14 protein-coding genes are annotated in these 13,118 nt (G+C 61.0%); 7 read left to right on the top strand and 7 right to left on the bottom strand.

Going from position 1 to position 13,118, the window contains the following annotated elements:
* Positions 1 to 11 precede the first annotated feature (11 nt).
* The 3 genes from PSJ8397_RS02425 (at position 12) to PSJ8397_RS02415 (ending at position 2,599) form a co-directional block, all read left to right on the top strand.
* Complete coding sequence (locus PSJ8397_RS02425; protein ID WP_085863460.1) at positions 12 to 1,058, top strand: UDP-3-O-(3-hydroxymyristoyl)glucosamine N-acyltransferase; 1,047 nt, start codon at positions 12 to 14, stop codon at positions 1,056 to 1,058.
* Between the two features lie 75 nt (positions 1,059 to 1,133).
* The gene (locus PSJ8397_RS02420; RefSeq protein ID WP_085862956.1) at positions 1,134 to 1,394 is read left to right on the top strand and encodes an acyl carrier protein; all 261 of its coding nucleotides are present in this window, start codon (positions 1,134 to 1,136) and stop codon (positions 1,392 to 1,394) included.
* Positions 1,391 to 2,599, top strand: a complete 1,209-nt coding sequence (locus PSJ8397_RS02415) for a beta-ketoacyl-[acyl-carrier-protein] synthase family protein (protein ID WP_085862955.1) — start codon at positions 1,391 to 1,393, stop codon at positions 2,597 to 2,599. The genes PSJ8397_RS02420 and PSJ8397_RS02415 overlap by 4 nt, the downstream gene beginning before the upstream one ends.
* A gap of 102 nt (positions 2,600 to 2,701) precedes the next feature.
* Here the strand turns inward: PSJ8397_RS02415 and PSJ8397_RS02410 are convergent, their stop codons facing one another.
* The gene (locus tag PSJ8397_RS02410) at positions 2,702 to 3,334 is read right to left on the bottom strand and encodes an invasion associated locus B family protein (RefSeq protein ID WP_085862954.1); all 633 of its coding nucleotides are present in this window, start codon (positions 3,332 to 3,334) and stop codon (positions 2,702 to 2,704) included.
* Between the two features lie 479 nt (positions 3,335 to 3,813).
* On the opposite strand from PSJ8397_RS02410, the gene PSJ8397_RS02405 reads away from it, so the two are divergent.
* Positions 3,814 to 5,355 carry a helicase HerA-like domain-containing protein gene (locus tag PSJ8397_RS02405; RefSeq protein ID WP_085862953.1) on the top strand — a complete coding sequence of 514 codons (1,542 nt, stop codon included), beginning with the start codon at positions 3,814 to 3,816 and terminating at the stop codon, positions 5,353 to 5,355.
* A 51-nt stretch (positions 5,356 to 5,406) separates the two neighbouring features.
* On the opposite strand, the gene PSJ8397_RS17325 is transcribed toward PSJ8397_RS02405, so the two are convergent.
* The 5 genes from PSJ8397_RS17325 to PSJ8397_RS17090 all read right to left on the bottom strand — a co-directional run bounded on the left by PSJ8397_RS17325 (position 5,407) and on the right by PSJ8397_RS17090 (position 9,714).
* Positions 5,407 to 5,541: a hypothetical protein gene (locus PSJ8397_RS17325; protein WP_268794656.1), complete on the bottom strand. Its 135-nt coding sequence runs from the start codon at positions 5,539 to 5,541 to the stop codon at positions 5,407 to 5,409.
* Between the two features lie 110 nt (positions 5,542 to 5,651).
* The gene (locus PSJ8397_RS02400; protein WP_085862952.1) at positions 5,652 to 6,944 is read right to left on the bottom strand and encodes an HlyC/CorC family transporter; all 1,293 of its coding nucleotides are present in this window, start codon (positions 6,942 to 6,944) and stop codon (positions 5,652 to 5,654) included.
* 93 nt (positions 6,945 to 7,037) lie between these two features.
* Positions 7,038 to 7,976: a site-specific tyrosine recombinase XerD gene (locus tag PSJ8397_RS02395; protein WP_085862951.1), complete on the bottom strand. Its 939-nt coding sequence runs from the start codon at positions 7,974 to 7,976 to the stop codon at positions 7,038 to 7,040.
* On the bottom strand, positions 7,973 to 9,562 hold the full coding sequence (locus PSJ8397_RS02390; RefSeq protein ID WP_085862950.1) for a hypothetical protein: 1,590 nt from the start codon (positions 9,560 to 9,562) through the stop codon (positions 7,973 to 7,975). The genes PSJ8397_RS02395 and PSJ8397_RS02390 overlap by 4 nt, the downstream gene beginning before the upstream one ends.
* Positions 9,562 to 9,714, bottom strand: a complete 153-nt coding sequence (locus tag PSJ8397_RS17090; protein ID WP_200811274.1) for a hypothetical protein — start codon at positions 9,712 to 9,714, stop codon at positions 9,562 to 9,564. The genes PSJ8397_RS02390 and PSJ8397_RS17090 overlap by 1 nt, the downstream gene beginning before the upstream one ends.
* A gap of 171 nt (positions 9,715 to 9,885) precedes the next feature.
* Between PSJ8397_RS17090 and PSJ8397_RS02385 the strand changes: the two genes are divergently transcribed.
* Positions 9,886 to 10,464, top strand: a complete 579-nt coding sequence (locus tag PSJ8397_RS02385; protein WP_085862949.1) for a shikimate kinase — start codon at positions 9,886 to 9,888, stop codon at positions 10,462 to 10,464.
* Positions 10,464 to 11,597: a 3-dehydroquinate synthase gene (aroB, locus tag PSJ8397_RS02380; protein ID WP_085862948.1), complete on the top strand. Its 1,134-nt coding sequence runs from the start codon at positions 10,464 to 10,466 to the stop codon at positions 11,595 to 11,597. The genes PSJ8397_RS02385 and aroB overlap by 1 nt, the downstream gene beginning before the upstream one ends.
* Before the next feature lie 165 nt (positions 11,598 to 11,762).
* On the opposite strand, the gene ssb is transcribed toward aroB, so the two are convergent.
* Entirely contained in the window at positions 11,763 to 12,275 is a 513-nt protein-coding gene (gene ssb / locus PSJ8397_RS02375; protein ID WP_085862947.1) for a single-stranded DNA-binding protein, read from the bottom strand.
* Positions 12,276 to 12,437: 162 nt separating this feature from the next.
* On the opposite strand from ssb, the gene PSJ8397_RS02370 reads away from it, so the two are divergent.
* Positions 12,438 to 13,025: a lytic transglycosylase domain-containing protein gene (locus tag PSJ8397_RS02370; RefSeq protein ID WP_085862946.1), complete on the top strand. Its 588-nt coding sequence runs from the start codon at positions 12,438 to 12,440 to the stop codon at positions 13,023 to 13,025.
* Positions 13,026 to 13,118 lie beyond the last annotated feature (93 nt).

Below are 13,118 nucleotides of genomic sequence, written 5' to 3'. Positions count from 1 at the left end.
AAGGGGCCATCATGCCACATCGTTTGAAAGATCTTGCCGCATCTCTGGGGGCTGACACCCTTGGCGATGCGTCTTTGATTGTGGACCGTTTGGCGGAACCGGCTGAGGCGCGCGAGGCCGATCTGGCGCTGGCCGTGGCCCCGAAATTCGCAGACCAACTGGCCGCCTCCAGGGCGCGGGCGGCGGTGGTCTGGGCGGGGGCCGATTTGGACGCGCTGGGGCTAAAGGGCGCTATCGTGGCCCCGCGCGGGCGGCTTGCCATGGCAGGCCTGACCCAAGCGATGGATGATGATCCGACCTTTGCGGCCGGGGCTAGCGTACACCCATCTGCGGTGATTGATCCTGCGGCGGTTGTCGGGGAGGGCGCACAGATCGGTCCCTTCGTGGTCATCGGTGCGGGCGCTGTGGTGGGGGCGGGCGCGCGGATTGCGTCCCACGTCTCCATCGGGCCTGAGGCACAGATTGGCGCAGCGGCGACCCTTTTTGCAGGCGTAAAAATCGGTGCGCGCGTGACCATCGGTGACAGGTTCATCGCGCAAGCGGGGGCTGCGATTGGCGGCGACGGGTTCTCCTTTACCACGCAAGGGCCGTCCAACGTGGAACGCGCCGTGCGGGCGCGGCCCGGTGTGCCGCTTGAACCCACAGACGGGACCTGGCACCGCATTCATTCGCTGGGCGCGGTTGAGATTGGCGATGATGTTGAGGTCGGCGCGAATGCTACGATTGATGCCGGCACGATCCGTGCCACGCGCGTGGGCCATGGCGTGAAAATCGACAACCTTGTGCAGGTTGGCCACAACGTGGTGCTGGGCGAGGACTGTTTGTTGTGCGCGCAGGCCGCGGTGGCGGGCTCCTCCGTGCTGGGCGCGCGGGTGATCCTGGGCGGTAAGGCGGGTGTGGCCGACAACCTGACGCTGGGCCGCGATGTGGTTGCAGGCGGCGGGGCGGTGATCCTGTCGGACGTGGCGGACGGCGTGTTTGTGTCGGGCCATCCCGCGCAGCCCACCCACCTTTACCGCGCAGGGCTAAAGGCGTTGCGCCGGTTGACGACAGGGTAGCGCCGCAATTGGGTTTCAAATTTCCTGCGCGCGCACTACATCATCCCCAAGACCTCAAGACCTGGATCCGTGCCCATGACCATCGACACCGAAGTCAGACAAATTATCGCAGAGCAGGCGTTGCTGGATATCAGCGACGTGACCGCTGAAAAATCGCTCGAAGATCTGGGGATTGACAGCCTAGGCCTCGTCGAGAGCATTTTTGCCATCGAAGAAGCCTTCGATATCAATGTGCCCTTCAATGCCAATGATCCACAGGCCAGCGACTTTGACATCTCGTCCGTCGGTGCCATCGTCAAGGCGGTGGAAAAGCTTATTCAGGATCAACGCGGGTGAGACGGGTTGTCATCACCGGTGCGGGAACGATCAACGCGCTGGGGCATGACGTGGCCTCAACCCTTGAGGCCATGCGCGAAGGGCGCTGTGGCATCGGGCGGCTGGACATCCGAGATGTGGACCGCTTGGCGGTCAAGATCGGCGGACAGGTGACGGGGTATGACGAACACGCCCACTTCAACCGCCAGCAGATCAGCCTTTACGACCGGTTTACGCAATTCACGCTGCTGGCCGCTGACCAGGCGTTGGCGCAGGCGGGGCTGTCGTTTTCGGGCGCGCTGTCTGATCGGTCGGGCGTTGTGTTGGGAACCTCAGGTGGGGGGCTGAACACGCAGGATGAAAACTACCGCGCGGTCTATGAAGACGGGAAGAACCGCGTCCATCCATTTATCGTCCCCAAACTGATGAACAACGCCGCCGCGTCTCATGTGTCGATGCAACACAACCTGCGGGGGCCGTCCTTTACGGTGGCCACGGCCTGTGCCTCGTCCAATCACGCCATGGGACAGGCCTTTGCGATGATCCGCGGCGGCATGGCGGATGTGATGATCACGGGCGGGTCGGAATCCATGTTGTGCTTTGGCGGGGTCAAAGCCTGGGAAGGGCTGCGGGTGATGTCCAAGGACGCCTGCCGCCCGTTTTCCGCGACCCGCAACGGCATGGTGCAGGGTGAAGGTGCCGGCGTTTTCGTGTTTGAAGAGTATGACCACGCCCGCGCGCGTGGCGCGGATATTCTGGCAGAGGTCGCGGGCTTTGCCATGACCTCTGATGCCTCCGACATTGTGACGCCCAGCAAACAAGGCGCAGGCCGTGCCATCGCGGGCGCGTTGCACGACGCCAAACTGAACGCTTGGGATGTGGGGTATATCAACGCCCACGGAACAGGGACAGCGGCCAACGACAAGACCGAATGCGCCGCAGTTGCGGATGTTTTTGGGGCGCACGCCGACGATCTGATGATCTCATCCACGAAATCCATGCATGGCCACCTGATCGGCGGGACCGGCGCGGTCGAACTTTTGGCCTGTCTCATGGCACTGCGCGACGGTGTCATTGCGCCCACCATCGGCTACGAAGAACCGGACCCCGAATGCGCGCTAGACGTGGTCCCCAACATTGCACGCGACGCAAAAGTGACAGCCACCTTGTCCAACGCCTTTGCCTTTGGTGGCCTCAACGCCGTAATCGCCCTACGGTCCATCTAAACCCCGCCGCCATTGAAAAAGGCCGCACCTGAGGGGCGCGACCTTCTGTTTCTTTGGGTCAAAAATACCTGAAACCCGGCGCTTCAACACGCCTGAACGCGTCTATTGTGCGGCAACCGCGTCAAAGGCGGCGGTGAAGCCGGATAGTGACATTGTGACCGTCACCTGCTGGTCCGGGGCCGCAGCAGGCACCATCGACAGCGTCGCCTCTGCACCGCGCTTGAACAAGGCGACGTCCTCTGCCGTCAGGCCCAGCCGCGTCACGCAGCCACCCAGGTTGCAAAAGTTGAACGGGAACCGACGGGCCTGCCCACCATCGACACGCAGGGTCATCTGTTCTGTCAACAATGTCTCAAGCGGGACAACAATCGTCGCGCCCGCCACGGCTTGACCGCTGTTGGGCAAGGACACGATCGCGATTTCCGCCACGTCGTTGCCGTCTTGATCCTGCATCAACTGATACATCTGGCAGGGGTCCTCGCCCTCCTCGACCTTCAGACACCGCAGGGCCCAATCGTTGAACACCTCTTGCAGATACTGCTGGCCGGGTTGCGGCTCTTGCGGCTCTGGGGCGATCGGGTTGCCGTTTTCGTCCACAGGCTCGCCGAGATTAAAGACGCTTTCGGGTTGGTCGTTTGAGGTTTCGGCCTCTTGCGCGGCGGCTGGACCCGCCAACAGAGCCACTGTTGCCAAAAGCGCTGTAAGTGTTGCGAAGGGTCGATGTGTCATCGTCATGTGTTGTCCAATGTGTTTCTTCATAATTTACGCAAGGCTTAACATGGGGCTAGGGCGGTGTCAGGGCAAATCATCACCAAGGCAAGACCCCGCCGACGACACCCGATTGCCCGCTTTATGGGCCCCTCAAAATTGGAAAAAGGGCCCCGAAAGGACCCTTTTACCGTTTTCTCCCTGTCGGACTTAGCCGACTTATTGGCGACACGCTACGAAACCGATCCGCAGGCGTCAACATGGTTTTCGCCACAAAATGAAATCTATCTATTTTCCAACTAAACCAATGGGTTCAGGTGCCGTGTTGATGTAATTTTTTTGACCAAAAGTATAAAAAAACCGCGCCCGAGGGCGCGGCAAGTCTGACAGGGAGGATATCGAAGCGCCAAGAAAGGACATGTGCGCGCCTCGATACGAATATACTGGCCCAAAATGGTTAAGAATGTATTTTGACCCACAATATTTATCATGCGGGAGGCAACAGCATGGGTGACGGGATCTTTATTGGGGGCGGCGGTGACGGCTACGGCGATGCCCAGACATTGCTGTTGGAATACGCCAACCGCCACGGGTTGATCGCGGGGGCCACGGGGACCGGAAAAACCGTGACGTTGCAAATTCTGGCCGAAGGGTTTTCGGCGGCAGGTGTGCCGGTGTTTTTGTCTGACGTGAAAGGCGATTTGTCGGGGTTGGCCAAATCGGGCACGGCGGAGTTCAAACTGCATGAGCCGTTCATGAAACGCGCCGAGACCATCGGGCTGGATCTGCAGTATGATGCCTTTCCGGTGACGTTTTGGGATCTTTTGGGCGAACAGGGTCACCCCGTCAGGACAACCGTGGCGGAGATGGGCCCGCTTTTGTTGTCCACGCTGATGGGCCTGACGGAGGCACAAGAGGGGGTGCTGAACGTGGCCTTCCGCGTGGCGGATGAAGAGGGCCTGCCGCTGCTGGATCTTGAGGATCTGCAGGCGTTGTTGGTCTGGGTGGGTCAGAATGCCAAGGATCTGTCGCTGCGGTATGGCAATGTGTCAACGTCTTCCGTCGGGGCCATTCAACGCAGTCTTTTGGTGCTGGAAAACCAAGGCGGCGCGAAGTTGTTCGGAGAGCCGGCATTGGCGCTCGAGGATATGATGCACACGGAGGCCGACGGCCGCGGGCGTATCAACATTCTGGCGTCCGACAAACTGATGGCGAGCCCGAAGCTTTATGCCACGTTCCTGTTGTGGCTGCTCTCGGAACTGTTCGAGGAACTGCCGGAGGTCGGCAACCCTGACAAACCCAAGTTGGTGTTCTTCTTTGACGAGGCGCATTTGCTGTTTGAGGACGCGCCAAAGGCCTTGGTGGACAAGGTCGAACAGGTGGCACGCCTGATCCGGTCCAAAGGCGTGGGCGTGTATTTCATCACCCAAAACCCCGGCGATGTGCCGGAAGATATCTTGGGCCAGTTGGGCAACCGCGTGCAACATGCGTTGCGTGCGTTTACGGCCAAGGACCAAAAGGAGTTGAAACAGGCCGCAGACACCTATCGCCCTAACCCCGCGTTTGACACCGCCGAGGCGATCCGAGAGGTCGGCACGGGGGAGGCTGTGACCTCGATGCTTGTGGACAAAGGCGTGCCCGGCATTGTGGAACGCACGTTGATCCGGCCACCGTCATCCCAGCTGGGTCCGATTACAAAAGCCGAACGCGCGGGTATCATGGCCGCATCGCCCATGTCCGGGAAATATGATGCACGCCTTGACCGTGACAGCGCGGCGGAGATGTTGGCCAAGCGGGCTGAGGAGGCCGCTAAAGCGGCGGAAGCCGCCGAGGCCGAGGAAGAAAAGCTGGAAGAGGAGGCCCGCGAACACCGCAAAGGGCGCCGCTACACCGGACGCGAGGTGGAACGGTCTTCCAGCCGAGGTCGCCGCCGATCAGGCGGAGGGTTCGGCGAAGCCATTGCGACAGTGGTTGCCAAAGAACTCAAAGGCACCACGGGCCGCCGCATTGTGCGTGGCATATTGGGTGGGTTGTTCAAAGGCAGATAGGTGGCAGCCCTTAGGGGCCGGTCGGTATCGGCCCCTAAGTTTGGATCTTGGTTATTCCCAGTAGAGCGTTCCACGCTCAGTGTGGGTGATGGTGATGATGCCTTCGGTCGAATCGCCGTTGCTGCCAGAACAGGCGGCCAGCGTCACAAGACAGGCTGTCATCAGGGTCAGGGCACGTAGGGTCATGGGGTATCCTCGCTCAAGGTCAACTGACAGCACTTTGCGTCCGCAGCCTTACCAGTGGCTTAACGCCCCACTGCTTATCCCCCATCAAATGCAAACAATTTTATAGACCGTCAGGACAGCGACGTAATCCGCAACTCAGAAAGACGGTTCTCTTCCTTGGCCAGAACCTCAAACCGGAAGCCATGAAAGCTGAACACCTGACCCACGGTCGGGATCATCTGCGCCTCATGGATCACAAGACCGGCGACGGTGTTGGCCTCGTCATCCGGCAGGTTCCAATCGGTTGCGCGGTTGAGGTCGCGGATCGTCATGGCGCCGTCGATGATATAGCGGCCCATGTCGTCGGCCTGCAGATCGTTTTCGCCATCGGTGTCAAATTCATCGGTGATCTCACCCACGATTTCTTCCAGAATATCCTCAAGCGTGATGAGGCCCTGCAAGGTGCCGTATTCGTCGACAACCAACGCAAAATGCGTATGGCGGGCGAGAAACTGGCGCATCTGATCATCCAGCGTCGTGGTTTCGGGCACAAAATAAGGCGTCATGGCGACGGTCAGAATGTCGAATTCTGCCATCTCATGGGGTTCGATCCGCCCATCGGCCAACATTTTATGCATCGCGCGCAACAGGTCTTTGGCGTGCAGAACACCTACAATATTCTCACGTTCATCGCGAAACAGCGGCAGGCGGGTGTGGTTGCTGTCCAGACACAGTTTGAGGATCTCAGCCACGGGCAGGGCGGCATCAATCATCTCAATCTCTGTGCGGTGGAGCATGATTTCTTCCACCGTGCGGTCCGCCAGATCAAGCGCGCCCAGGATGCGGTCGCGGTCCTCTTTTTCGACCACACCTTCGGCTTGGCCCATCTGCAGCGCGCCGGTGATTTCCTCACGCACGGCAAGGATGTTGTTGTCAGGGTCCGTTTGGACCCCAAAAATCCGCAACACCCCGCGCACAAGAATGCGCACGGCAGAGACGACAGGGGCAAAGACCGTCACGACCACTGAAATGGGCAGCGATGCAAAGCCCGCCGCACGTTCGGGGTTGGTGATGGCGTAGGTTTTCGGCAAGACTTCCGCGAAGATCAGGATGAGGATGGTCATGATCGCGGTGGCTACGGCCACACCGCTTTCGCCCAAGGCCCGTGTGAACATCGCGGTGGTCAGTGCGGTGGCCAGAATGTTGACAAGGTTGTTGCCCAGCAGCACGGACCCGATCAGGCGTTCACGGTCTTCGGTGATGCGAAACGCCCGTTCCGCACCTTTGTCGCCTTTGTCCGCGTTGGATCGCAGTTTACCGCGGGACGCGGCTGTCAGGGCGGTTTCAGAGCCTGAAAAGAAGCCAGACAGAACAAGAAGGAACAGGACAGCACCGGCGGTGGTCCAGAAAACGGCGTCAAGCATGGGCGGAGGTGTCAATCATCATGGCCTGTCATATGAGGTTCTGGGGGGCGTAATCAAGACGCCTTTGTCACGATACGGGGCAATGGTCCGCGTTTAGTCATCGCGTTTCTGGGCCAATGGATGATGGTCCAACACCAAATCTTTCAGACGTTCGTCCAGCACGTGTGTGTAAATCTCGGTGGTGGCGACATCTGCGTGGCCCAGCAACGTCTGGATCGACCGCAGATCCGCGCCGCCCGCCAAAAGGTGGGTGGCGAAGGCATGTCGCAGGGTGTGGGGCGTGACTTTGGCAGGGTCGACACCGGATGTCTGGGCGAGGCCCTTGATCAGGTTAAAGAAGCTTTGCCGCGTGATGTGACCCAGTTTACCGCGCGACGGAAAGAGGAATGGCGATTTGGCGGTGCCGTTTTTGACGGCAGCGTCCTCGGCCGCATCACGGTCGGCCAGCCAAGTGGATAAGGCCGCCCGCGCAGGGGGGGACAGCGGCACCAGCCGTTCCTTGCCGCCCTTGCCGCGCACCAACAGCATAGGTGGATCGCCGCGCGCCGCCGACACGGGCAAGGACACCAGTTCGGTCACGCGCATACCGGTGGCGTAAAGAAGCTCCATCATCGCATGGGTGCGGGATGTGTCGCGCGGCGCGGCCTTTGCGGCCTCCAGCAGGGCATCGACTTCGTCATGGGTCAGGGTCTTGGGCAGCCGTTTGTCGCGCCCGGGGCCTGAAATTTGAATGGCGGGATTGTCGTCGCGCCAGCCTTCCTCAAAAGCGAACCGGTACAGCTGTTTGATCGCGGACAGTCGCCGCGCGCGGGTGGCTTTGGACAGGCCTTGGGCGTCGCACCAGATCAGGTAGCGTTCGATATGGGCCTTGGTGGCTTGGGCAAAATGCGCCTTGTGGGTCAGCCAAGCGTCGAAGTCCTGAAGGTCGCGGGCGTAGGCCAGTTGGGTGTTCGTCGCGGCATCCAACTCAGCGGCCTGCGCCTCAAGAAAGGCCTGGATCCAGTGGACGTTGGGACGTTCTGCTGCCGTCATGGTAGGATCGCGTATTGCAGGGCGCTGCGGCGGGCCACGTCTTCAAGGCCCAAGGCGCGCAGCGTTGCCAGACCTTCGCGCAGGGCGATCCGGTCGCCCTCAAGGCCCTGTTGCACCGTGGCGAGGGTGCGCAGGATCGCCTCGCCGGGTTTGCCGCTGGCGGCAAGGTCGGTGAGGTCGGGGCTGGCGTCGGCGCGGAAGGCCTCTTGCAGGACAGGGTATGCGGGTTTGAGGGGCAGGGCCCCAGACGGATCGCCTGTGGCAAGGGCCGCAAGGAACGGGTCAGTCGCGGCGAGGTCCGGCCTGAGGGCCGCGGTATCATAGCGGTCCGACAAGAGCAGCCACTTAAACAGGACGTCGTGATGATCGGCGCTGACCTCGGCGGCCTCAAGCGCGGGGGCGAAGTGTTGGGCCAAGGGCACAGCCACGCCCACGGGGGTCGCCTGATCCCAAAGATCGGACGCAGCCGCGCCGATGCGGTCTGCGTCGCCTTCGGCCAGGGCGTTTTGCAAAGAAATCACCGCCTTGGCCCGTTCAAACACCCCGCCAGAGGCCGACGGCACGCGGTCAGAATACAGCCCCACAAGGGCGTTGGGCGAAATGGCGGTGCTGCGGGCCAGCCGTTCGGCGGCCTCAAGCTGGGCTTTCCAGCCAACGTTGGGGCGCAGGTCCGCGTGGCTGAAGGCGCGGGGCAGATTGCGGGTCGTCAGCGGTTCACCGATGGCCTCAAACATTCGGAACGCCAAGGGGGTAACTGGGGCGGGGGGCGTCAGGGCGGCCTCACCCTCAAACAATTCAGGGTCCAGAAAGCGCGACAGCAAAGCACCGGTCTCGGCATCGATGTCGCCCAAGGCCTGACCGGTGTTCAGCGTCAGGGCCGCCGCCGACCAATCGCCCAACCGTGCGAGACAGAACACCCGTGCGGACGGGGTTGGCGCCACATCGGGGGTGGATTTCAATGCACGGCAAGCGTCGTTTTCATCCCCTGTCAAAAGGGCGACATCAAAATAGCGCCGGAAGAGGGCGGCGTCCTCCGTGGGGGCGGCTGATAATAGGGCAAGCGCCTGTTCCAAGGCCCCCGTCTTGAGCAAGATATCCACCCGTGCCCGCAACAGAGTCAGGTTGGAGGGATCGCCCAAGGCTGGATCGGCTTTGGCGATGGCGAGGGTGATGACCAACTCTTGCAGGGCGGGCAGGGTATCGATGTCCTGCGCCATAAGGAGCGTGCCCAAAAGATCTGCATCGCTGCCTGACCACAGATTGGCCGGCAACCCTGTGGTTTCAGGGGCCAAAAGACCAACGGCACGGGGGGCGGGTACGCCCAAGGGTTGCACGGTGACGGTGGGGGGGGCGGCGCTGCCGGATACGGGGGCTTCATCGCGCGGTGGCACGCGGGTGGGGCGGCTGCCGCGGGTGGCCTCGGTGCCGGTGACGCGGGGGGCCACGGCAAGGGTTTCGGGCTGTTCAACACTTTGCGACAGCCAGTCAATGGCGGACAGGGGGGCGTTCGGATCGGCGGCCTCTTGTGCGGCAAGCGGGGCAGACGCGATCAAGGCCACAGCCGCGAGAGTCGCCCCACGCCGCATCAGCTGCCCCCCAAGGTGACAGGCTGTATGATCTCTTCCACAGGGGGGGCAAAGTCAGCGGGCACAAAGATCGGCCCCAAATACGCGTAGGCTACAAAGGCAATCGCCGCGAGGACGATCAACAAAAATAGAAATTTGATCAGCCGCCACATACTTTTTGCCTCATCTTTATGCCCCAATGTGAGCGGCCTCAGTTGCCGCTTTGACTTTGGTTATATATGTCCTTTCAGGCAAGATCACGCCACCGTTTGGGGATTTTTTCCGCATTGGCGGTGCACAGCCGATGCAGGGCAGGCGTGGTTGTATAGAAAGGCTCCGTCTCGATGACCGACAGCGACACGTCAGACGCACCGCACAGGGTGTTCAGATTGCACCGGACGGTGGTTCTGGTGGGCATGATGGGGTCTGGTAAAACAGCCATCGGGCGGGCGCTGGCCGCGCGGTTGGGTGTCGACTACGTTGATTCTGACGAAGAAATCGAAACGGCGGCAAATGCCACGATTGCCGAGATTTTCGAACGGTCCGGTGAGGCGTTCTTTCGTGACCGGGAGGCGGAGGTCATCGCGCGGTTGCTGATGGCCGCCCCGTGCGTGTTGTCGACGGGCGGCGGCGCTTATCTGGCCGCGCGCAACCGCGATGCCATATCCCAGAACGGCGTGGCCGTGTTATTGGACGCGGACCTTGATTTGTTGTGGGAGCGCGTGCGCCACAAGGACACACGGCCGCTGTTGCGCACGCCGGATCCAAAGGCCACGTTGACAGCCCTGTTTGACGCCCGCGCGCCGATCTACGCGCTGGCGGACCTGAAGGCCAAGGCAGACCCAGCCTTTTCCATTGATGAGATGACGGATGAAGTTGTTCAGGTTTTGCTGACGCGTCCGGATGTGTTGGAGACTGAGTGATGATTGAAACCGTCCATGTGAACCTGCCCGGACGGGCCTATGATGTGGTCATTGGGCCTGGATTGCTGGCAGAGGCCGGCACACGGATCACGCCGTTTTTGCGCAGGCCGCGGGTGTCCATTGTGACCGAGGAAAACGTGGCCGCATTGCATCTGGCCGCGCTGAAACAGGGGTTTGAGGCGGCGGGCATCGCGTCCGAGGCCTTGGTGCTGCCTGCGGGGGAGGCCACGAAAAGCTGGCCGTTTCTTGAACAAACCGTTGAGTGGTTGTTGGCGCAAAAGGTGGAACGCGGCGATGTCGTTGTGGCCTTTGGGGGCGGGGTCATTGGCGATCTGGTGGGATTTGCTGCGGCGACCGTGCGGCGCGGGGTGCGGTTTGTGCAGCTGCCCACGTCTTTGTTGGCGCAGGTCGACAGCTCGGTCGGGGGGAAGACGGGGATCAATTCGCCCAGTGGCAAAAACCTGATCGGGGCGTTTCATCAGCCGACGTTGGTCTTGGCGGATGTGGATTTGCTGGGCACGTTGACCGAACGGGATTTTCTGTCCGGCTACGGCGAGGTCGTGAAATACGGATTGTTGGGCGACGAGGATTTCTTTGACTGGCTGGAGGACGCAGGACCAGGTTTGAAAGATTCAACCAGTGATCCGCTGGCCGCTCGGGTTTGGGCTGTTACCCGGTCGGTGCAGATGAAGGCCGATATCGTCGAGCGGGATGAGACCGAGCAGGGCGACCGCGCCTTGTTGAACCTGGGCCATACGTTCTGTCACGCGTTGGAGGCTGCCACGGGCTATTCGGACCGGTTGTTGCATGGCGAAGGCGTGGCGATCGGCTGCGCGCTGGCGTTTGAGGTCTCCGCGCGGTTGGGGCTGTGCGCGCAAGAGGCCCCAAGCCGCGTGCGTGCGCATCTCAAGGATATGGGGATGAAGACGGATATTGCCGATATTGCGGGGGAATTGCCGGATGCGGCGGGCCTGTTGGCGCTGATGGGGCAGGACAAGAAGGTCGTCGACGGCCAGCTGAGGTTCATTCTGGCGCGCGGCATTGGCGAGGCCTTCGTAACAGGCGACGTTCCTGCCGATGTTGTGTTGTCGGTTCTGGACGATGCCTTGTCCGCGCGCCGGTCGCGTGTCTGACTTTGGATCGAAGGGGCTGCGCCCCTCCGATCCGGCCTAAAATTATATAATTTTAGGGGCCTCTGGCAGAGGTATTTTTGACCCCAAGAATTCGACCGCGCATGCCAAACAAAAAACGCCCACCTTGGGTGAAAGGCGGGCGTTTTTATGTTGAGAAAGATAAATTTAGAACGGGATTTCGTCATCCATGTCGCTGCCGCCACCGCCGCCGTAGCCGCCGCCTTGGTCATAGCCGCCGCCCTGGTTGCCGCCGCCGTATCCGCCGCCGGATTGATCGGACATATAGCCGCCGCCACCGCCGCCGCCCATGCCGCCGCCACCGCCATCGCGGCCGTCGAGCATTGTCATGACGCCGTCATACCCCTGAAGAACCACTTCGGTGGAGTACCGGTCCTGACCTGATTGGTCCTGCCATTTACGGGTTTGCAGCTTGCCTTCGATGTAGACCTTGGACCCTTTGCGCAGGTACTGCTCGGCCACGCGGACAAGACCTTCCTGGAAGATCGCAACCGAGTGCCATTCTGTTTTCTCGCGGCGTTCGCCGGTGTTTTTGTCTTTCCACGTCTCGGACGTGGCGATGCGGAGGTTGCAGACCTTGCCGCCGTTTTGAAAGCTGCGCACTTCTGGATCACGGCCCAGATTGCCGATAATCATAACCTTGTTCAGTGATCCAGCCATAGCGGCGCCCCCTTCGAATCTTTGTCATTGCTTGGTTCGTTTACATCATCACAAAGGGGGTAAGGGAACCCTGACCGCGCGGGATGCGTTGGCTTTTGCGAAAATTTTATGGAAAGGTCACCCCCAGCCGACTATGTATACGGCAAGAGGACGGGGGCGATCATGCGTGTCTTGGGGATAATCGCGGCGTTGGCAACGGTTGCCACATCGGTGCCGGTGGTGGCGGATACGGTATCCACGCGGAACCGGACGTCTCTGTTTCAGTCGCAGACCAATGTTTTGGATGGGCGTGCGTCGTCGCAATATGCCAATTCGGTGCGTCTTCAGCCGCCGCGGGTGGAGATTCCGTCAGCCGTAAACACGGGGCCTGCATATACGGGCACCTATCGCGGGCAGTTTCTGAACGTTGCAAAGGCTGCGGCGCGTCGCAACAATGTGCCGGAAGATTTGTTTTTGCGGTTGGTTCAGCAGGAAAGCGCGTGGAATCCCAATGCCGTGTCCTCCGCCGGGGCGCTTGGTTTGGCGCAGCTGATGCCGACCACCGCGCAGTATTTGCGTGTGAACCCCCATGACCCCGTGCAGAACCTTGAAGGTGGGGCGCGGTATCTGCGCGAGCAATACGACACCTTCGGGTCCTGGCGTTTGGCCTTGGCGGCCTATAACGCGGGGCCCGGTGCGGTGCAGCAGCACGGCGGGGTGCCGCCCTTTCGCGAGACGCAGAATTATGTGCGCGTGATCTGGGGCAACTGAAGCGTTTGATTTGCGTCGTTGTTCGGCGAGGTCGCCGTAGGATTTAGGTATTTTTGACCCAAAGAAGCGGAGGATGGTGTGCCCCCGCCTCTG

It is taken from the genome of Pseudooctadecabacter jejudonensis (genome assembly GCF_900172275.1).
In the GTDB taxonomy this organism is placed as follows: Bacteria; Pseudomonadota; Alphaproteobacteria; order Rhodobacterales; family Rhodobacteraceae; genus Octadecabacter; species Octadecabacter jejudonensis.
The sequence above is the reverse complement of the archived record's forward strand: the minus strand, read 5'-3'. Positions and strand labels throughout refer to the sequence as shown.

Excerpts from the sequence above, each read along its gene's own strand:
- PSJ8397_RS02385 (WP_085862949.1), top strand. The coding sequence starts at position 9,886 with ATGACCGACAGCGACACGTCAGACGCACCGCACAGGGTGTTCAGATTG.
- PSJ8397_RS17090 (WP_200811274.1), bottom strand. The coding sequence starts at position 9,714 with ATGTGGCGGCTGATCAAATTTCTATTTTTGTTGATCGTCCTCGCGGCG.
- PSJ8397_RS02405 (WP_085862953.1), top strand. The coding sequence starts at position 3,814 with ATGGGTGACGGGATCTTTATTGGGGGCGGCGGTGACGGCTACGGCGAT.
- PSJ8397_RS02425 (WP_085863460.1), top strand. The coding sequence starts at position 12 with ATGCCACATCGTTTGAAAGATCTTGCCGCATCTCTGGGGGCTGACACC.
- ssb (WP_085862947.1), bottom strand. The coding sequence starts at position 12,275 with ATGGCTGGATCACTGAACAAGGTTATGATTATCGGCAATCTGGGCCGT.
- PSJ8397_RS02400 (WP_085862952.1), bottom strand. The coding sequence starts at position 6,944 with ATGCTTGACGCCGTTTTCTGGACCACCGCCGGTGCTGTCCTGTTCCTT.
- PSJ8397_RS02410 (WP_085862954.1), bottom strand. The coding sequence starts at position 3,334 with ATGACGATGACACATCGACCCTTCGCAACACTTACAGCGCTTTTGGCA.
- aroB (WP_085862948.1), top strand. The coding sequence starts at position 10,464 with ATGATTGAAACCGTCCATGTGAACCTGCCCGGACGGGCCTATGATGTG.
- PSJ8397_RS02390 (WP_085862950.1), bottom strand. The coding sequence starts at position 9,562 with ATGCGGCGTGGGGCGACTCTCGCGGCTGTGGCCTTGATCGCGTCTGCC.
- PSJ8397_RS02395 (WP_085862951.1), bottom strand. The coding sequence starts at position 7,976 with ATGACGGCAGCAGAACGTCCCAACGTCCACTGGATCCAGGCCTTTCTT.
- PSJ8397_RS02420 (WP_085862956.1), top strand. The coding sequence starts at position 1,134 with ATGACCATCGACACCGAAGTCAGACAAATTATCGCAGAGCAGGCGTTG.
- PSJ8397_RS02370 (WP_085862946.1), top strand. The coding sequence starts at position 12,438 with ATGCGTGTCTTGGGGATAATCGCGGCGTTGGCAACGGTTGCCACATCG.
- PSJ8397_RS17325 (WP_268794656.1), bottom strand. The coding sequence starts at position 5,541 with ATGACCCTACGTGCCCTGACCCTGATGACAGCCTGTCTTGTGACGCTG.